The organism is Petralouisia sp. (genome assembly GCF_056822245.1).
Genome location: NZ_JBQIOP010000006.1, coordinates 81,748 through 101,100, shown reverse-complemented (window position 1 = coordinate 101,100; position 19,353 = coordinate 81,748). Strand labels below are relative to the sequence as shown.

Below are 19,353 nucleotides of genomic sequence, written 5' to 3'. Positions count from 1 at the left end.
GGTACCTCCTGCGATGCGCCTGCCGCGCATCTTATCTATTTTTTATTCACGTCCTCTGTCCGGCTTACACACAATCCAAGCCAGAAGCGCAGAATTCTCCGCTTCCGGCTGTTTGGTTCAGCTTCCGGTCAAAGGCGTGTTTATTTTCCTTACACTTTCTCCCTGCACCAGATGAAAGGGAATGATCTCATACACCGGCGCAACGTTCCAGTCAATGTTCTGTAATAAAATTTCCACACTCCTGACAGCCAGAATATTGTACTGCTGCTGTATGGTGGTTAATTTCGGGTTGTAATACTCCGCCATGGTAATTCCGTCAAATCCCATCACGGAAATATCCTCCGGCACCTGTCTGCCGCAGTCAATCACAGCGCGGATTGCTCCGATTGCAATCACATCACTCATGGCAAATACTGCCGTAATATCTTCCGCCTTTTTCATCAGGCGCTTCATTGCCCTGTACCCGCTTTCATAAGAAAACCTGGCTTTTTCAAAATACTGTTCTTCTTCAAAGGGAATCTGATGCTTCTGAAAACTTTTCACGCATCCCAAATATCTCTGTTTACTGGTATGTGACAATACAAAATCGCCGCCCAATATTCCAATCTTTTCATGTCCCTGCCCAATCAGATAATCAATGGCAAATTCCGCCGCCGCTTCATCATCGGTAGCCACACTGGATAAATTGTCAAATCCCAGCAACTCTCCCTGGTTTGTAACCAGAACACAGGGAATCTTGACGGATTCAAAGGATTTTTCAAAAAATTTCGGGTTGCCTCCCAGAAACAGCATGCCCAGGGGCTTGTGTTCCCGGCAGACAGTTAAAGCTTCCCGCACTTCATCGTCATCTTCATCAATATAATTGATGCTCACCGTATACCTGGTGGCTTCTATCTTTTTCTGAATGGCCTCCACAATACTGGCAAAAAGCATATTGGACGTGCCTTTCACCAGTACTGCAATGGTCTTGCTGCTGTTCTGTTTCAAATGTTTGGCATTGTTATTGGGCACAAAATGACGGGCTGCCACGATCTCTGTAATTCTCTTCTTTGCTTCCGGACTCACATCTCTGCGGTTGTTCAGCACACGGGACACGGTGCTGACTGAATATCCGGATTCTTTTGCAATATCTTTAATGGTCAACATATCATTTTCCACCTTATCTTAAGTCTAGCCTTTTACTGCGCCTGCCACCACGCCTTCGATAATATGCTTCTGGCATGCCATGTAAAATACGATAATCGGGATAATTGCCAATACCAGCATTGCCATCATGGCTCCCATATCCACAGAACCATAACCGCCTTTCAAATACTGTATGGCCATGGGAATGGTCTTCCAGCGCTTCATATCCAACACCAGATAGGGAAGCAGATAGTCGTTCCAAATCCACATCGCCTGAAGAATCGCCACCGTAATGCAGGTAGGCTTCAGAATCGGAAATACAATCTGGAAAAATGTCTGAATCGGCGTACATCCGTCAATCATGGCTGCTTCCTCAATTTCCAGCGGAATGCTCCGGACAAATCCGCAGAACATAAACACTGCCAGGCCGGCCCCAAATCCCAAATATACTAATATAATACCAACTGGACTGGATAAATGCAACATATTTGCTAATTTTGATAAGGTAAACATTACCATCTGGAAGGGAACGATCATGGAAAACAAACATAAATAATACATCCAGGTGGAAAATGCTGATTTTACTCTGGAAATATACCAGGCGCACATGGAAGTGCACAGGATAATAACCGCCACAGAAAAAACGGTAATAAACAGTGAATTCTTAAACGCATCAAAGAAATGAATTTTCTCCATGCCGTTCACATAATTGTCCCATTTCACAAACATTTTGTCTGTAGGAATGGTAAAGGGCTTCCGGCTGATATACACTTTTTTCTTAAAAGAGTTAATCAATACCAGAATAATGGGAAATACCCATGCAATTGAAAGCAGACTGAAAAATATCGTATAAATCCATCCGTGTTTTGCTTTTCTTACACCCATTACTGCTGCACCTCCTTACGTCTGGTCAGGTAGTTCTGTCCCACTGCAATCAGGGCAACCAGAATAAAGAATACAACGGCTTTCGCCTGGCCCACCCCTTCAAAACCTGTTCTGCCGTAGAACGTATTGTAAATATTCAGCGCCAGCAGCTCTGACATATTGGAAGGCTCTCCGTTGGTCAATGCCAGGTTCTGGTCAAAGAGTTTGAATCCGTTGGTCAGCGTTAAAAACGTACAGATAGTAATGGACGGCATTACCATGGGAATGGTCACGTTCCTTAAAATCTGGCCGTTGGTTGCGCCGTCAATCTTCGCTGCCTCAATCAATTCTCCCGGAATGTTCTGAATGCCGGAAATATAAATAATCATCATATAACCGATCTGCTGCCAGCACATCAGAACCACCAGGCCCCAGAACCCGTATGCAGAGCTGTAGGTCAGCGTTTTCTGGAAGTGGGCCAGAATTCCGTTTAACAATAACTGCCAGATATATCCCAGAACGATACCGCCGATTAAGTTGGGCATAAAAAATACGGTCCGGAAAATATTGGTTCCTTTAATTCCCTTTGTTAAAAGCATCGCAACGGTAAATGCAAGCACATTGATCAGCAATACGGACACAATGGTAAATACCGCGGTATACCAGAGGGCATGCCCGAATGTTTTGTCGGAAAATATTTTAAAATAGTTGCTGATACCTACGAATTTCGCATCGGTAACTGTCGTAAACTTGCAGAATGATAAATAGATGCCCAAAAGAAAAGGAATTATAAATCCAATTGTAAACGCTGCCAGTGTGGGCAGTGCAAAAATTGGAAAATATTTTTTGATTGATTTTTGCATAATTTACCTCCCATGTTTTGAAAATGGGGGTGGCGTTTACCACCCCCGTATTTCTTACCTTTTTCGCTGTCTGAACTTTTGACGCCCATCTGTCAGCAAATTTGAATCCGCCGGAATCTTATTCGCTGACTTCCTGAACTTCTGAAGCCCATCCGTCAACAAATGCGCTGACTACAGCATCCCATTCGCCGGTTCCCTGCGCATACTCAAGCAATGCGCTTCCAACGCCGTTTTTCCAGTTTTCAGAAGGCATTGTGGTGAAGCACCATGCAACTGTCTTATGACCTGCATCAATATCTTCCTGAGAAGCTGCTACCAATGGGTTTGCAGGCTGATACTCATCTGTGAAAGTGGTAAACGGAGTTACAAATCCCATTTCATCACGGAAGGAGGTACGTCCTTCGTCGGAGGTGATTACCCATTCCATAAATGCCAGTGTTGCGTCAATGTCTTCCTGAGAAGCGTTCTTATTTACACACCAGTAGTTCTCAGAACCGGTGCAGAGTCCCTGATTTTCTTCACCCTCTACGCCTATGTAAATGGGCATCATTCCAAGATCTTCGTCTGCTACTTCGTTGTCTTTGATATCATTGTAAGCCCATGTACCGTTCTGATAGAACACTGCTTCGCCCATTGCAAATTCTGCCGCTGCATCTTCGCCGGTGGAGCTGGATAACATGGTGGACTCTACGGTAGAGTCTGTAATGTACAGATCCCACATATTTTTGTAATTATCCAGATAAGTTCCTTTAATTGCATCTGTGGAAGTAATGCCGTCTGCTTCGTATTCATAGTAAATCGGAAGATTTGCCAAATGTGTTTTAAATCTCCAGTCAGAGGAAGAATCCATACCTGCAGAAGTAAATGCGCCAACGATTCCAAGGTCATCTTTCTTAGCCTGAATGTCATCTGCAACTTCTTTTAATTTGGCAAAGCTGTTGATTTCAGAAGCGTCTTTAATTTTCGCTCCGTCTAAAGCACAGTAGTCAGCTAATAATTTCTTATTGTAAATCAAACCGTAGGTTTCAATTACATATGCAACGCCCTGTACTTCACCGGAATCAGCGATCAGCGCAAAATCATCGCTCTTTAAATTCTTATAAACTGCGCTGTCTTTTAAATCATAGCAGTAATCTTTCCAGGACGCCAGACCAACCGGGCCGTTTACCTGAAACAGAGTAGGCGCTTCGTCCTTTGCCATCTCAGATTTCAACGTGGACTCATAAGTTCCGGAAGCTGCTGTCTCAACGGTTACAGGAACTCCTGTCTGCTTGGTATAAGTCTCTGCCAGGGCTTTCCACTGATCTGCCTGTTCAGGCTTAAAGTTCAGATAATACACAGCGCCGTCGCCGCTGGCTGCAGCCTGGCTGTCATCGCCTGCTTCTTCTTTATCATCGCTGCTGTCAGTGTCTTCTGTCTGCTTGTCATCTGTGCCTGCATTGTTGCCTGCGCCGCCGTTGTTGGTGCCGCATCCGGCTGCCATGGTTGCTGCCATTGCTGCTACCAGCATCAATGATACTAATTTCTTTTTCATCTTACATCCTCCTATAATTTGAAAATTTTACCTTTGAAAACGTCTCCCTCATTTCCCGAGCATGTTCCGGTAACATTTCCGGTAACATTTCCGGTATCTTTACCGGTAACGTTTCCATCTGATAGGGCTAGTATAACCTTTTTCCTACCAAAATGCAATATGGTTTTTCATTTTTCTTGTCACTTTGTTAATTGTATACATTTTTTGGTATTGATTTTTAGCAGATCTATACAATAGAAAGAGATGATTTGGAGAATTCTGGAGGGTAAAACGCACTTTTGGCTTTAAACACAGGCGAAACTGCCGGCCTGCCCGCTGGCGCACAAATCACCGGGGATCAGAATATATTTCCGGCGGTTCAATCACATAAAAAACGCTGCCGGAAGATGACAGTTTCTCCATACAGGCTGTGGACTTTTCCCGCAAAACCTGTGTTGTCTTTAAACTTCATCTTCCGCCAGCTTCTTTCAGCAATTGCTTTTTCAGTAATAAATCACTCCGTACTGCGCATAATAATCCATACAGTATTCTAAGAACCCCATGCCTGCGGCAAAGCAGGTCAGCAGAAATACCAGAAAAACTGCGCCTTTATCATATTTGAGAACTTCCTCTTCCCCGTCTTTTCTTATGTTAGAGGCCAGCATTTCCCCGCCTAAGGCAATCAGAATCAGAGGCCACAGCTTCATAATAACTTCCAACGACAGGGGCGGATAAAACATATGCACCAGAAATAAAATTCCGAACAGTACCATCAGGATTCCGCAGGTGACGCTTCCAACTCTTCTGATTCTCATTTCATCAGCTCCTTCCCTTCTTCTTTTTTATCCAGTTCCCGCTTTTTGCCGCGGATTAAATAAAGGCCGCCGAAAATCAGGAGCAAACCTATGCATACCTGGGGAACATCGGACATAATATGCCAATAAATATCATTGGGCAGCAGCCAGTTCAGATAATCCATCAGATAATTCCATAACATGGAAGCTCCGATGATAATAAGTATCAGCGCCAGAATCGTATTCTGTTTCCGGCTCCACTTCTCCAAGGGCAGCAGCCGTTCCAGATGGAATAAATAATCATCCTCCAGGGCATAAAATTCCTCGTCTGACATTCCCCGGATATTGTGTACGTTAAAGAAACTGTAGCACCAGAGAATCGGCAGGATAAACAGCACCGGCCCCATATTCAGAAACGCTGCAAGGAAAATCAATATCCAGAATACGGACATGATGCTTACCCCCTGCTTCATAAATCCCATGTACATTTCTCCTGCCCCCGGCACCAGCGAAAAGCACAGAGTTAAAAATCCATTTTTCTTTCTCGTCATCTTGTTACCTCCTGATTTCTTTTATTTTCAGATGTATCCCTGTCTATGCGGAACACTCCGCTGCTGAGCTCATTCAAGATTGTGGTAATCTCTTTGCTTCCCCGGCGCAGCTTACCGGCTATACTTTCCTCCCGCCGCTGTTCTTCCCCCTTTTCCTGACTCATTTGCTGACTTTCTCCCTTTTCCTGCTCCGTCTGCTGGTTTTCCTGCAGCTGCAAATTGAGCTCCATATGCTGGACATTAGATGTAAGAGTCAGCAGGAAAATCGAAGCCGCAACCGCAAGCCCCACTTTCAGGCTGTAAATCATAAGCTGTACCTGCCGGGAGGTCTCTTTCAGCTTCACTGACGCCTGCACATCTAACTGATGGGTTCTGTTTAAGATTTCCTCTTTCAGATACCGGGGCGGTTCTTCCAGAAAAACAGGTTCTTTCTTTTCCGGTCCCGCTTCCTTTCCGGAAAACAGTTCTCTTCCCGCTTCTTCCAAAAGCCCTTCTTCCATCCAGTTTCCGAACTGCTCTGCGCAAAAGGTACAGGCTCCGATATGGGTGAAAAAATCCGTTTCTTCCCGCCCTTTCAGCCTGCCTTCCTGCCAGTCGCAGAACAGGTCTCTGCTGATATGCATGGTTTTTAACTCAGGTTCTTTCAGTTGGATCTTCATTCTTTCTTCCGTATGGTTTTTCATCATCCGGCCGCCCTCCCTTCCATTATTTTCCGAATCATTGCTTTGGCCCGGTAAATCTGGGTCTGAATTGTTTTGATTCCTTTGTCCTGTTCTTCGGCGATTTCTTTTGCCGTTTTCTCCCGGTAAAAATGTTCCGTGGCAACTTCCTTATAGGGGCTTTTCAAACTCTGACAGACAGTGTAGACATATTCTTTGGATTCCCGCCTTAAATAAGCTTCCTCCGGGCTTTCTTTGTTATCCTTTAATTCTTCAAAATACGTATCTTCCTTCGGCTCGCTGCGCCGCTTGGCGCTTTTCAAGAAATCAAGCCCTTTGTTGGTTGCAATCTTGCAGATCCATGCCTTTTCATAATCTCTCTGGAAAGTGGCCAGATTCTTATAAACAGATAAAAAAGTTTCCTGTGTCAAATCTTCTGCGTCAAACTGGTTGCCTGTCATTTTAAAGCAAATGGAGTATACCAGTCTTTCGTAGGTATCCAACAGATAATTAAAATATGCTTCTTTATCGATTTTATCCGCCTCCTTTCCTTTCTCACTATCTGTCATTTATTTATAACGAAGCGGGGATTGGGGTGACTTCAAGTTTTTATAATTTTTTTCTATTTTTATTTTGGGATGTGCGGACAGACGTTTTATGTTTGGAAATGGACAGAGTTGCAGATAGGTTCTTTGGCACACAAACCGGGCAATGTTCCGGCGAACGAACTGTGACTAGAGCGAACTTTTTATATTTGGATACGGACGGAACATAAATTGTTTGCTGCAGTCTCGTACATCAGTTTTGGAAAAAGAACATTTAAAATTGTACATATACCAAACATTGTTTGGGCTGTGTCATAAATTTTTTTTGGAGATCTGATATTGTCAATATCACTTTACACTTTTTCTTCACAAAATCTTTAGCTTGATCGATAACAAGAAACTGTTTATAATGTAAGAAATATTACATCAGATGATGTAGTAGGATTGAGTGAAGCAGGCAGGCAATTACATTTGCTGATTTCTCGCCGCTTTTCTGCAACAAAACACTTAAAAATGAGAATTTTTATGAAGAAATTTTTTGAACATACCAGCGCGCCGTGGATTCGTTACAGCAGCTAAGAATATAAGACAGGCAATGAACGGCCCTCTATATAACTTTCATGCTCACGGATAAGGACAGCGATATGCGTATGTGCAAACACTGTAAGAAAGCCTTTATCGCAATCCGGAAGGGGAATGAACTTTGCAGTCAAAAGTGTAAGAACCAGTTTAATGTCTACAAATCAGTAGAAAAGAAGAAAGGAAACAAAAGAGATGATTGAAAGCAGAAATGTAAATATCATAACTGATGCGGACGGTAAAAAGCTGGTCTTGATTAACGATATCCGTTTCAAGGGCAAACGCCAAATTGATTGGGATGATGTAAAACAGTATCTTGAAGGATATGTCGGGGACTATTACGAAATCGCTGAAAATACAGAGCATATTTTTATCGGGAGTGAACTACCGGAAGAATACACGGAATCAGAAAGCCGGAAAAGCCTTATGGGTGCAAATGCAAAAGCGAAAGCAAATGCCGCTACTGCGATACCTGAACTGATACAGATAGCATCTAATCCAGCTTTTGAAAAAAACCGCAAAGAAAAACATAATAAAAACGCTAAATATGGCTGGTACAGGTATGATGTCCGCTTTGCCCTCCCCGTCTATGACGAAAATGTGCTTATCAAATACAATATCTTCTATGCCCGTCTTTTGATTAACCATGCTGAAAATGGCAAGAAATATCTGTATGATATTCTGGCAATAAAAAAAGAAACGAGCAAGCCGTAGCAAGATGTACGGTGAAAACCCATTTCTTATTGTCAATAATAAGCCATTTTTTCCGCTCTGTCAATCCCCGATTTAGAATTTTTCAATATCACACATTAGCATTTTTAATGCAATGGGGTTAACCACTTCATAGCATGAACTTTAAAAATCCGAGATCAGTTTTTTGGCAATTTCCACCGCTGACGGAGTAGCGGCAAGGCCTCCTTCTCCGGTTTCTTTCAGAGAGCAGGGCAGGGCCATTCCGATGGCGCGCATGGCCGAAATCACTTCATCCGGGGGTATCCGGCTGACAATCCCGGCCATGGCCATGTCTGCGCTGCTGACGGCATTTACCGCGCCAATCACATTCCGTTTTACGCAGGGCACCTCCACCAGGCCGGCCACCGGATCACAGACAAGGCCCAGCAGGCTCTTTAGGGCAATGGCGCTGGCATGGATGATTTCCTGATTTCCGCCGCCCATCAGATATGCCAGTCCCCCGGCCGCCATTGCGCTGGCGCTGCCGATTTCTGCCTGGCATCCTCCGGTGGCTCCTGCCAGAAAAGCCCGTTCTGCAATAACGGTTCCGATCCCGGCAGCGGTAAACATGGCTTCTGTCATCTTCTCATCAGACACATGAAAACAATTCTGATAGGTCAGAAATACTGCCGGCATCACCCCGCAGGAGCCTGCAGTGGGAGCCGCCACAATCCGTTTCATACATGCATTGGACTCGCCCATTTTCAGCGCTCTTACCATCACTTCGCCCATGAAGCTGCCGGAAATGGTTTTCCCGGCTTTTACGGCCTCCTCCATTTTCTGTCCGTCGTTTCCCACAAGGCCGCTGGCGGATTTCATTCCGCCGTCGTAAGATTCATCTGCGCTGTTCATGGCGCTGTACATGGCCTGCATGGCCAAAAAGGATTCCTCCTCTGATACCATGCGCTCTGACATGTCATCTTCTAAAATGATGCGGAAAAAAGGCTTTTTCTGCTGTTCGGCTGCTGATACAATTTCCTCCAGTGAATGAAAACTCATGGCACCCTCCACTTCCGTCTTTCAGGTTTATTTAAGAACTTTCTTTTTTTGCTTCTTCCAGGCTCAAATAAGTCACCTTATAGATTCCTTCTAATTTCTCCAGCCACTTAATGGATTCTCTGGGCACTTCTTTATCGCATTCCAGTACCAGTACTGCGCTTCCGCCCCGCTTATCCCGGTAAAGCTGCATGGTGGCAATATTGACTGATTTATGGGCCAACATGGATGTGACTTCCGCCACATGTCCCGGCTGATCCTGGTTTCGGACGATTAATGTGGGGTAATCTCCGCAGAAATTGGCCTCCAGGCCGTCAATTTCACAGACTTTAATCCGTCCGCCGCCTAAAGACGACGCTATAAGTTCCAGATGACGTCCCTTAGCTCCAGTCAGCTTCATCAATACGGAATTAGGATGAGCGTCCTGCAGTTCAATTCCGGCAAAAGAATACGCAAGCCCCAGTTTGTCCGCCCAGGCAAAACTGTCCGGAATCCGCTCATCGTCCGTACTCATTCCCAGCAGTCCGGCAATCAGGGCCCGGTCTGTCCCATGGCCTTTCCCGGTGGCCAGGAAGGAACCGTGGAGAAAAATTTTCGCCTTCGCCGCAGGTTCATTTAACAGCCGTCTGGCAATATGGCCGATTCTCACGGCTCCTGCAGTATGGGAACTGGAGGGGCCTACCATCACTGGCCCCACAATATCGAATAAATTCATGTTTACTCCTATCCTGCAGCCTTTCAGAATATTTTTCAAAAAAATTCTGACGGCGCTCTCAGGCACTTCCATGGTTATTTTGCAAGCAGTTCTTCTGCAAGGGCTTCCATCTTTTCAATGTCTGCCTCTTTCATCACGGATTTAATGGAAACTGTTTTTTCACAAAGGGTAATCTCTTTCATCTGCTCCAGCACAGCTTTCATGGTTCTGGCCGCCGTAGGCGCCCAGGTTCCGTTTTCCATCAAAGCAACGGTGCGTTTCTGGAAGTTTTTGCTCTTTAAGTGATGCAGAAAATCCTCCATACAGGGGAATACGCCTCCGTCATAGCTTGCCGCTGCAAGCATCAGCTTATCATAGCGGAACGCATCCTCAATAGCCTCTGCCATATCGTCTCTGGACAGGTCTGTTATTGCGACTTTTTTCGCACCCTTTGCTTCCAGGATTTCTTTCATCCTGATTGCCGCTTTTTTGGTATTTCCATGGATCGAAGCATAAGCTACCAGGACTCCTTCGTCCTCCGGCTCATAGCTGCTCCAGGTATTGTATTTTCCAATGTAATATTCCAGATTTTCTTTTAAAATCGGGCCGTGGAGAGGACAAATCATGGCAATATCAAGATTTGCCGCTTTTTTCAGGAGGGCCTGTACCTGAACGCCGTATTTTCCTACAATATTAAAATAATATCTTCTTGCTTCGCACGCCCAGTCCTCTTCTGCATCCAACGCGCCGAATTTGCCGAAGCCGTCTGCAGAAAAAAGGATTTTCTCTGATTTTTCATAAGAAACCATAACCTCCGGCCAGTGTACCATGGGCGCCATCACAAAAGTCAGCTCATGGGTTCCGAGACTTAAAGTATCCCCTTCTTTTACCACCACAGAACGGCCGGACAAATCCATTTCAAAGAACTGCTGCATCATTGGAAAGGTTTTGGCATTGCCCACTACTTTCATATCCGGATATTTTTCTGCAAGAATCTGAACATTGGCTGCATGATCCGGCTCCATATGGGAAACCACCAGATAATCCACGGTCCGCCCGTTCAGGGCTTTTTCCAGATTCTTAAGCCACTGTTCTGTTCTTCTTGTATCCACTGTATCCATAACGGCTACTTTTTCATCTAAAATAACATAGGAATTATAAGAAACTCCGTTGGGGATCACATACTGGCTTTCAAACAAATCCAAATCCCTGTCGTCAGCGCCGATATACAAAATATTATCTGTAATTGTTACGTCTTTCATACTTATTTTCCTCCTCAGTTTCATGTTTTTATTTCACATGTATTATAAATTAAGGACTGCCAGAAACTGGCAGTCCCCATTTCCAACTATTATATTTTACTGATCCGGCGGCTTTTCGTCAATACTTTTCCTGCTGAAAAATTCACCGGCTCCTGTTTGCCCCCCCCCTTTTATCTGCCGGAAAGGTATTCGTCTATTCCTTTTGCCGCAGCTTTTCCTGCGCCCATGGCAAGAATTACGGTTGCGGCTCCCGTTACAGCGTCTCCGCCGGCAAATACGCCGGGCTTACTGGTGGCGCCGTTTTCCTCTTCTGCCACAATGCATTGCCAGCGGTTGATTTCCAGTCCTTCGGTGGTGGAGGAAATCAGCGGATTGGGGGAAGTTCCCAGAGACATAATCACTGTATCCAGTTCCAAATCAAATTCAGAGCCCTGAACCTCCACCGGCCTTCTTCTGCCGGATTCGTCCGGTTCTCCCAGTTCCATGCGGATACAGGTCATGCCTTTGACCCAGCCGTTTTCATCCACCAGAACCTCTTTGGGATTGGTCAAAAGGTCAAAAATAATGCCTTCTTCCTTGGCATGATGCACTTCTTCCACACGAGCCGGAAGCTCCTCTTCGCTTCTTCGATACACAATATGTACTTCTGCGCCTAACCGGAGGGCGGTTCTGGCTGCGTCCATGGCTACGTTTCCGCCGCCCACTACCGCAACTTTCTTTCCTTTCATTATGGGCGTATCATATTCGTCCTTAAAAGCTTTCATCAGGTTATTTCTGGTAAGGAATTCATTGGCGGAAAATACGCCGTTGGCCTGCTCGCCGGGAATTCCCATAAACTTGGGAAGTCCTGCGCCGGAACCGATAAATACGGCTTCAAATCCTTCCTCTTTCATCAGTTCATCAATGGTTCCCGCTTTCCCGATGACTACGTTTGTCTCTATTTTTACGCCTAAAGATTTAACATTTTCGATTTCTTTTGCCACCACGTCGCTTTTGGGCAGACGGAATTCCGGAATTCCGTAAATCAATACGCCGCCCGGCTCATGAAGGGCCTCAAAAATTGTAACGTCATAGCCCATTTTCGCCAGATCTCCGGCACAGGTCAGCCCTGCAGGGCCGGAACCGATCACGGCAACCTTGTGATCTTTTTTCTCCTTTGCAGGCTCCGGCTTGATGTTGTTTTCTCTTGCCCAGTCGGCGGTAAACCGCTCCAGTTTTCCAATGGAAACCGGTTCTCCCTTTACGCCCCGGACACATTTGCCTTCGCACTGGCTTTCCTGGGGACACACACGTCCGCAGACTGCCGGAAGTGCGCTGGATTTGCTGATGGTCTGGTAAGCTTCCTCAAACCTGCCTTCTTTGATCTGGCAGACAAATCCGGGAATGTCAATAGCAACCGGACATCCCCTCACACACTGGGCATTTTTGCAGTTTAAGCATCTTTCTGCCTCTTCCATTGCCTCTTCTTTATTATAACCCAGACATACTTCCTCAAAATTCCGGGCACGCTCCTTGGGGTCCTGCTCCCGTACCGGGACTTTCTTCATTACATCCATTACTTGTCACCTCCGCACTGTCCGCATCCGCCGTGATGGGTATCTCCCTCTGTCAGCTTCAGCATGCTTCTTCCCTCTTCTGTCTTATACAACTGCTGCCGTTTCATGGCCTGGTCAAAATCCACCAGATGGCCGTCAAATTCCGGGCCGTCCACACAGGCGAACTTCACCTGATCTCCCACGGTTACCCGGCATGCGCCGCACATTCCGGTTCCGTCCACCATAATGGGGTTCAAAGAAACGATGGTTGGGATCTCCAGCTTCTTGGTGAGAAGGCAGACAAATTTCATCATAATCATAGGGCCGATTGCGATACACAAATCGTATGTAGTTCCATGCTTCACCAATTCTTCCAACTGATTGGTTCCCATTCCGTGGAACCCATAGCTTCCGTCATCGGTTGTCACATAGAGGTTTCCTGCCACCTGCTTCATTTCCTCCTCCAGAATCAGCAGGTCTTTGGTCTTAGATCCCATGATCACATCGCAATTTACGCCCTGTTCATGGAGCCATTTTACCTGGGGATATACCGGTGCTGTTCCGACGCCTCCTGCAATAAATACAATCTTTTTCTGCTTCAGCTCTTCCAAAGGAGTTTCCGTCAGTTCAGACGCACATCCCAAAGGCCCTACAAAATCCTGGAATGAGCCGCCCTCTTCTAAGGATTCCATGCGCTGGGTGGATGCCCCCACAATCTGAAATACTATGGTAACCGTTCCTGCTTCTTTGTCATAATCACAAATGGTAAGCGGAATCCGCTCGCCCTCTTCGTCCATCTTCACAATTACAAACTGCCCGGGCAGACAGGACTTAGCCACACGGGGCGCTTTGACATCCATAAGATAAATCTTATCTGCCAGCTTTCTCTTCTTTACAATTGGGTACATACTTAAACCTCCGCCTACTTTAATCTTCTACGTACTGTTTCGGGAGAGGCAGCTCCTTTAGGCTGCCTGCTGCCATTTTTTATCTTATAGGAAATTCCTTTGGATTTCCTATAAGATAAAAAACAATGATCGCACTGCGGCGGAAGGGAATGATGTCGCAAAAGCGACCCGCCGCAGGCGGAGAATCCTGCAAAGCAGGATTCTTTCTTAATTCTAATATACTTTCTGCAAAATTTCAAATACTTTGTAGCTTTCTTCCGGGTCTTTACAGGAATGCCTGCCGCCCTTCATCCATCAGCGACAAGCTCTGGCAGCGAAAGCACTTTACTGCCGTTCTACAATGGCCCCTTCCCGGTAAGCGCACAAAAGCTTCTCCAAATCAATAATGCTTTCTTTGATTTCTTTTCCCACATCTGTGTCAGCCACCGTTTTTCTCATGTTTACATGCTGCACCAGCATCATATGGGAATGGATATCATTGCCGTCCTGCACTGCTTTTTCCACCGATTCAAAAGGCTCATGAGCCGCCAGCAGCAGGCCGAAGGAATTATAAATCAAGGTATATCCCGCAATTCCCGTTTTCGGCTGATACGCCTTGGAAAATCCTCCGTCAATAATCAGAAGTTTGCCGTTGCATTTCACCGGAGATTCTCCCCGCTTGGTTTCCACCGGCACATGGCCGTTGATAATATGAGAATCCGCCCCCTCCAAGCCGAATTCCTTCAGGATTTTATTGACAATATCCTCCTGCTCCAACAGGCGGTAATAGGGATTTTTGGGCTCCTTATGGGTGGCTTTATCCGCGATAAAATACCGTTCAAAGGTGGTCATTTTGGATTTTCCAAACACCGGGGAATTGGCATTCTGCCAGATAAACCACAAAATGTCAAGGCCCTTCTGCTTCTCTGCAGAGTCAATGGAGTAATAGCCTTTTCTGGCATAATGCTCCAACACATCATACAGTTCTTTGCCGCTGTATTCCTGATCAAACACCCGCACCTTCTTAAAACTGCCGTCCTCGTTAAAGGGGACGCAGCCGTGATACAGAAGGTTGCCGTTGTATACTTTGTAAAGGCTCCCCTTGGTAAAAAGGAAGCGTATATGCTTCTGCAGCTTCTCGCAATTGATAAATGCCGTCACCAGACGATCCACCACATCCGCCTCTTCCGGGGACAGCTCATAGGGATTTTTCATATCAATGGTGGGGAAGCAGGTGTCTTTCAGGGGATAGGTTTTCCCCTCCACCACAACGGTTCCTTTTCCCAAATCCATTTTATCCAGAAGAAGCCTGTGCTCCATCTGGAATTCCGGCCGCCGCTTCATCAACTGCCCTTCCAGTTTAAACTGGATAATCGTAATGGCTTTGTGCATTTTTTCATCTAACTGGACATCTTTGATATCGTACTCATCCTCCCGGTAGTCCAGATGGAACACGTCGCAGGGATCTTTTGCATATTTATCCAGCGCAAATCTTACCAGGGGAATCAGATTGATTCCATATCCATCCTCCAGTGTGTTCAGGTTCCCGTACTTTGCGGAAATACGGATCACATTTGCAATACAGGCGGGATTGCCTGCCGCCGCCCCCATCCAGAGTACGTCGTGATTGCCCCACTGAATGTCCACGGAATGATGCTCCATCAGCGTGTCCATAATCAGATTCGGATAAGGTCCCCTATCGTAAATATCCCCCACCACATGCAGATGATCCACAATCAGCCGGCGGATTAAATTGCAGAATGCAACCACCAGCTCCGAGGCCCTTCCGGTGCGGATCACGGAATTGATAATCTCGTTATAGTATGCCTCCTGATCCGTCACATCCGGCCGTCCGGTCAGAAGCTCTTCGATCACATAGGCAAAATCCTTGGGCAGCGCTTTACGCACCTTGGATCTGGTGTACTTGGAGGAGGCGCTTTTGCAAATTCGGATCAGACGGTACAGGGTCACTTTGTACCAGTCCTCCATATTATCCTCCTGTCTGACTACCTGTTTTAATTTCAGTTCCGGATAATAAATTAAAATGGCAATATTCTTTTTTTCCGCCACCGACAGGCTGTTGCAGAATTCTTCCTCAATCTTTCGCTTGATTGCCCCGGAGCCGTTTTTCATAATATGCTGAAACTGATCGTATTCTCCGTGAATATCCGTAATAAAATGCTCGGTTCCTTTGGGCAGGCTTAAAATTGCCTGCAAATTGATGATTTCCGTAGCCGCCGCCGGAATGGTAGGATATTGCTTCGCCAATCCTTTTAAATATCTGATATCTGCTGTTCCCATTTTGCTAATCTCCCTGACTTCTCCTGAATTTATTTTCCTGCTGCTATTACATCTTTCATATCGTACATTCCCGCCGGTTTTCCTGCCAGAAATTTGGCCGCCTCCACGGCTCCTTTGCCGAAAATTGCTTTGGAATACGCCGTGTGCTTAATCTCTATCACTTCATCCATGCCGGCAAAAATAACTTCGTGTTCCCCTACAATATTGCCGCCCCTGACTGCCTGGATTCCGATTTCCTTTCTGTCCCGCTTTTTTCTTTCCTGTGTCCTGTCATATTTATATTCATATGCCTGATCCAATGCTTCATTGATGGAGTCTGCCAGAGCCAGAGCTGTGCCGCTTGGGGCGTCCACTTTCTGGTTGTGATGCTTTTCCACAATCTCAATGTCAAACCCGGCCGGCGCCAGTACCTTTGCCGCATTTTTCAGCAAATCCATCAGAGTATTCACCCCCAGAGACATATTGGCGGACTTGAGCACAGCCACCTGGCTGCCTGTTTCCTCCACTTTGGCAAGCTGCGCTTCGCTTAATCCTGTGGTGCACAAAACCACCGGCAGCCGGCGGTTCACACAGTAGTCAAGCAGACCGTCCACGGCGAAAGCCGCTGCGAAATCCACAACCACATCCGCTTCCACTCTGCACTTCTCAAGCTCAGAAAATACCGGATAGGGATTCTCCTTCCCGGTATAGGGATCAATTCCCGCCACAATTTCAATCTCAGAATCCTCCCGGCAGATGTCTGAAATCACCTGCCCCATTTTACCGTTGCATCCATGCATAATCATTCTTACCATTTCTGTTTCCTCCTAAGTAGCGAAGGCTGCCCCGCTAAGGGCCAGAACTTCAGATACGTTACAAAACCTTCTGTCACATATCTTACCATCCTTACTCTTAACAGGGCAACCCCCAAATTTATTCTGTCAATGAAATGCCAAATTCCTGCATCGCTTTTGATAATTTTTTCACATTCTCAGGTTCCATCTGGCTTAGCGGCGCCCGCAGCGGGCCTGCCTGCCATCCCATCAGATTCATGGCTGCCTTCACCGGAATCGGATTCACTTCACAAAACAGCGCATCCACCAACGGAAGGGCTTTCAGCTGCATCTTAAGGGCCTCTGTATGACTGCCGTTCAGATAATTCATCACCATATCGTGGGTAAATTTCGGCGCAATATTGGAAAGCACGGAAATCACTCCGATTCCTCCGCAGGCAAGAAACGGAATTACCTGGCCGTCCTCCCCGGAATACATATCAAAGTCCCCCTGGGTCTCTTCCATCACCTTTAAGGTATAGGAAACATCCCCCACTGCATCCTTCATTCCCACTATATTCTCTGCTTCCCGGTTCAGCGCCGCCGCCGTTCCCGCCTCAATCCTGCATCCTGTCCGGCCCGGAATATTGTACATGATAATCGGGAGGTCCACCCGCTTTGCCACTTGCATATAGTGATCAAACAGCCCCTTCTGGGTAGCCTTGTTGTAATAGGGTGTGACCACCAGTAAGCCGTCCGCCCCTGCAAGCTGGGCCTGGTAAGACAGTTCTACCGCTGTTTTGGTACAGTTAGAACCGGTTCCTGCAATCACCGGAATTCTCTTATTTACAATGGACACGGCCTGACGAATCACTTCCAGATGCTCCTCTACGGTTAACGTTGACGCCTCTCCGGTGGTTCCGGTGATGATAATACTGTCTGTTTCATTTTTGATCTGATCCTCTAAAAGCTCCTCCAGTTTCTCATAATTCACTTCCAGATTATCTTTCATCGGCGTCACAAGAGCAACGCCGGCTCCTTTAAAAATTGCCATATACCTTCCTCCTTATCATTTGGCTGCAGTACAGAGACGCTTCTTTATAAAACGCTCTGTGCATAAAAAAGCCGACTGGACAAGTCGGCTTAAAGATTCTGAACCCTGCAAAGAACCCTGTTCTCTGCATATAAATCCATGATAGCTCTCCATCCACCTTAAGATGACAGTCATATAATTATTCATCATATGCCCAAGAATCTCCTGCAGGAAAAGAATTCTTTCGGCGCTCTTCCCTTTCCTTTATCTTCTCCTGTGCCTGCCACATCCGATAAATTACTCATGAACCGCGCAACCTCTATCCATTAAATTTTAACTTTTACGTATAACGTTAATATAGCATCTTCCTGTTATAAAGTCAACAGTGATTCTCCATCATTCTGCATGAATTTCATAGATTTTTCCGGCATATGTCCATAATGCCCTGTTCACATGTTTCCCGGTAAATACAATTTCCGTATCTTCCGATCTGGCATTCATCAGAATATCCAAATCTTCTTCCGAGATCATCTGATTGTCCAAAAGCTCCAGAAAACTATCCAGGATCAGAATGCTGCACTCCCCTGTAACAAGAACCTTCTTCGCAAAATTAAATCCATTGCGTATATTCATGCTTTCTTCCTGCTGCTCTTCCTCCGAAAGCTCTTTAAAGTCTTTCTCAAACCTTGCAAAGCTGAAAAACTTTATCTCCGGCTCTAATCTCCGCAGAAGTTTTACCTCTTCTTCCTTTTTTCCTTTCAGAAACTGGACAATAATTACACTGTTCCCCTGACCTGCGGATTGAATTGCATATCCAAGGGCTGCTGCCGTCTTGCCTTTCCCGTCTCCGCAATAAACAGTAACTTTTTCTCTACACATGCCATTTTCCTTTCTTAAAATGAAATCTTCTTTAAAATACCACAAACCCTTGGAAAATGCAAATTTTTGTCAAATCGCTGTTTTAAAATTATATTTTTTCTGCTATGTATTCTGTCTATTATATAATTTTTCCAAAATATTTGTTTTTATTCCAAATATTCTATTTTACTTACAGAAACTTCATAAGCTACCCGATGTTCCACTTCTGTTTCCGAAAGTTTTTTCACATACTCCCTGCTCTGGATTCTTCCAAACACCTGTACGTGTCCGCCCACTTCAAATCCGGAGGCATATCTGGCATTCCTGCCCCAGCAGATACATGGAATATAGTCTGATTTTCCATAGGAACGGTTTACCGCGATAAGCAAATCCGCGATTTCCCGTCCGAGAGGCGTTTTCCGGTAAATCGGTTCTTTGCAGATATAGCCGTCCAGAAAAATCTGATTGCTCTTCTCCCCCTCCGGAATCTCATCTACAAATTCCAGCTCCCGCACAAAAACAGACAGCACCAGGCGGTTTCTCTTTTCCTCGTGTCTGTTATAGGAACGGAACTGTCCGTCTACCCGGATATATTGTCCGATATAGCTGTTTTGTGTATCAATCAGACGTTCAGATATCATCATGGGTATCACATCTGCAAAATTACTCAGACGGTTTACAGACACTTCAACCATGTAAAATCCCTCCCCAAATACCTCGTGACTGTACTGGAAGTCCGAAACCACCTCCCCGGTAATTGTAACCTGATTGTTTTCAAATATTTTATCTGCCATGAGTATTATGTCCCCT

The 19,353-nt window shown here is 45.7% G+C and carries 19 protein-coding genes and 1 riboswitch; of the genes, 1 reads left to right on the top strand and 18 read right to left on the bottom strand.

Annotated features, from left to right (window positions below; genetic code table 11):
- Window positions 1–117 precede the first annotated feature (117 nt).
- The 8 genes from ACTO17_RS04035 to ACTO17_RS04000 all read right to left on the bottom strand — a co-directional run bounded on the left by ACTO17_RS04035 (window position 118) and on the right by ACTO17_RS04000 (window position 6,938).
- Window positions 118–1,146, bottom strand: coding sequence for a LacI family DNA-binding transcriptional regulator (locus tag ACTO17_RS04035; RefSeq protein ID WP_482556987.1), 1,029 nt, complete (start codon window positions 1,144–1,146; stop codon window positions 118–120).
- 24 nt (window positions 1,147–1,170) lie between these two features.
- On the bottom strand, window positions 1,171–2,010 hold the full coding sequence (locus tag ACTO17_RS04030; RefSeq protein WP_172537909.1) for a carbohydrate ABC transporter permease: 840 nt from the start codon (window positions 2,008–2,010) through the stop codon (window positions 1,171–1,173).
- Window positions 2,010–2,852, bottom strand: coding sequence for a carbohydrate ABC transporter permease (locus ACTO17_RS04025; protein WP_172537910.1), 843 nt, complete (start codon window positions 2,850–2,852; stop codon window positions 2,010–2,012). The genes ACTO17_RS04030 and ACTO17_RS04025 overlap by 1 nt, the downstream gene beginning before the upstream one ends.
- Before the next feature lie 118 nt (window positions 2,853–2,970).
- On the bottom strand, window positions 2,971–4,386 hold the full coding sequence (locus ACTO17_RS04020) for an ABC transporter substrate-binding protein (RefSeq protein WP_482556986.1): 1,416 nt from the start codon (window positions 4,384–4,386) through the stop codon (window positions 2,971–2,973).
- Window positions 4,387–4,868: 482 nt separating this feature from the next.
- The gene (locus ACTO17_RS04015) at window positions 4,869–5,180 is read right to left on the bottom strand and encodes a LiaI-LiaF-like domain-containing protein (RefSeq protein ID WP_482556985.1); all 312 of its coding nucleotides are present in this window, start codon (window positions 5,178–5,180) and stop codon (window positions 4,869–4,871) included.
- Window positions 5,177–5,710, bottom strand: coding sequence for a hypothetical protein (locus tag ACTO17_RS04010; RefSeq protein WP_172537913.1), 534 nt, complete (start codon window positions 5,708–5,710; stop codon window positions 5,177–5,179). Before ACTO17_RS04010 ends, ACTO17_RS04015 begins: the two co-directional genes overlap by 4 nt.
- Window positions 5,707–6,396 carry a hypothetical protein gene (locus tag ACTO17_RS04005; RefSeq protein ID WP_482556984.1) on the bottom strand — a complete coding sequence of 230 codons (690 nt, stop codon included), beginning with the start codon at window positions 6,394–6,396 and terminating at the stop codon, window positions 5,707–5,709. Before ACTO17_RS04005 ends, ACTO17_RS04010 begins: the two co-directional genes overlap by 4 nt.
- Window positions 6,393–6,938, bottom strand: coding sequence for an RNA polymerase sigma factor (locus ACTO17_RS04000; RefSeq protein WP_482556983.1), 546 nt, complete (start codon window positions 6,936–6,938; stop codon window positions 6,393–6,395). Before ACTO17_RS04000 ends, ACTO17_RS04005 begins: the two co-directional genes overlap by 4 nt.
- Window positions 6,939–7,688: 750 nt before the next feature.
- Here ACTO17_RS04000 and ACTO17_RS03995 point away from each other — a divergent pair.
- Entirely contained in the window at window positions 7,689–8,207 is a 519-nt protein-coding gene (locus tag ACTO17_RS03995) for a hypothetical protein (RefSeq protein WP_482556982.1), read from the top strand.
- Between the two features lie 141 nt (window positions 8,208–8,348).
- Here the strand turns inward: ACTO17_RS03995 and sdaAA are convergent, their stop codons facing one another.
- The 10 genes from sdaAA to ACTO17_RS03945 form a co-directional block, all read right to left on the bottom strand.
- Window positions 8,349–9,224, bottom strand: coding sequence for an L-serine ammonia-lyase, iron-sulfur-dependent, subunit alpha (sdaAA, locus tag ACTO17_RS03990; protein ID WP_482556981.1), 876 nt, complete (start codon window positions 9,222–9,224; stop codon window positions 8,349–8,351).
- 31 nt (window positions 9,225–9,255) lie between these two features.
- Window positions 9,256–9,936 (bottom strand): L-serine ammonia-lyase, iron-sulfur-dependent subunit beta, encoded by a 681-nt coding sequence (gene sdaAB, locus ACTO17_RS03985; protein ID WP_482556980.1) that lies wholly within the window; start codon window positions 9,934–9,936, stop codon window positions 9,256–9,258.
- A gap of 74 nt (window positions 9,937–10,010) precedes the next feature.
- A complete protein-coding gene (locus ACTO17_RS03980) occupies window positions 10,011–11,177 on the bottom strand; it encodes an FprA family A-type flavoprotein (RefSeq protein ID WP_172536732.1) in 1,167 nt (388 codons plus the stop codon).
- 170 nt (window positions 11,178–11,347) lie between these two features.
- A complete protein-coding gene (gltA, locus tag ACTO17_RS03975) occupies window positions 11,348–12,733 on the bottom strand; it encodes an NADPH-dependent glutamate synthase (RefSeq protein ID WP_482556979.1) in 1,386 nt (461 codons plus the stop codon).
- Window positions 12,733–13,620, bottom strand: a complete 888-nt coding sequence (locus ACTO17_RS03970; protein WP_172536730.1) for a sulfide/dihydroorotate dehydrogenase-like FAD/NAD-binding protein — start codon at window positions 13,618–13,620, stop codon at window positions 12,733–12,735. Before ACTO17_RS03970 ends, gltA begins: the two co-directional genes overlap by 1 nt.
- Window positions 13,621–13,944: 324 nt before the next feature.
- Window positions 13,945–15,900 carry a fructose-1,6-bisphosphatase gene (locus ACTO17_RS03965; RefSeq protein ID WP_482556978.1) on the bottom strand — a complete coding sequence of 652 codons (1,956 nt, stop codon included), beginning with the start codon at window positions 15,898–15,900 and terminating at the stop codon, window positions 13,945–13,947.
- Between the two features lie 29 nt (window positions 15,901–15,929).
- A complete protein-coding gene (gene dapB, locus ACTO17_RS03960; RefSeq protein WP_482556977.1) occupies window positions 15,930–16,694 on the bottom strand; it encodes a 4-hydroxy-tetrahydrodipicolinate reductase in 765 nt (254 codons plus the stop codon).
- 118 nt (window positions 16,695–16,812) lie between these two features.
- Entirely contained in the window at window positions 16,813–17,706 is an 894-nt protein-coding gene (dapA, locus tag ACTO17_RS03955) for a 4-hydroxy-tetrahydrodipicolinate synthase (RefSeq protein ID WP_172536737.1), read from the bottom strand.
- A gap of 134 nt (window positions 17,707–17,840) precedes the next feature.
- A riboswitch (Lysine riboswitch) is annotated at window positions 17,841–18,015 on the bottom strand.
- A gap of 66 nt (window positions 18,016–18,081) precedes the next feature.
- The gene (locus ACTO17_RS03950; RefSeq protein WP_482556976.1) at window positions 18,082–18,564 is read right to left on the bottom strand and encodes a cob(I)yrinic acid a,c-diamide adenosyltransferase; all 483 of its coding nucleotides are present in this window, start codon (window positions 18,562–18,564) and stop codon (window positions 18,082–18,084) included.
- 146 nt (window positions 18,565–18,710) lie between these two features.
- Window positions 18,711–19,337, bottom strand: coding sequence for a single-stranded DNA-binding protein (locus tag ACTO17_RS03945; RefSeq protein WP_482556975.1), 627 nt, complete (start codon window positions 19,335–19,337; stop codon window positions 18,711–18,713).
- Window positions 19,338–19,353 lie beyond the last annotated feature (16 nt).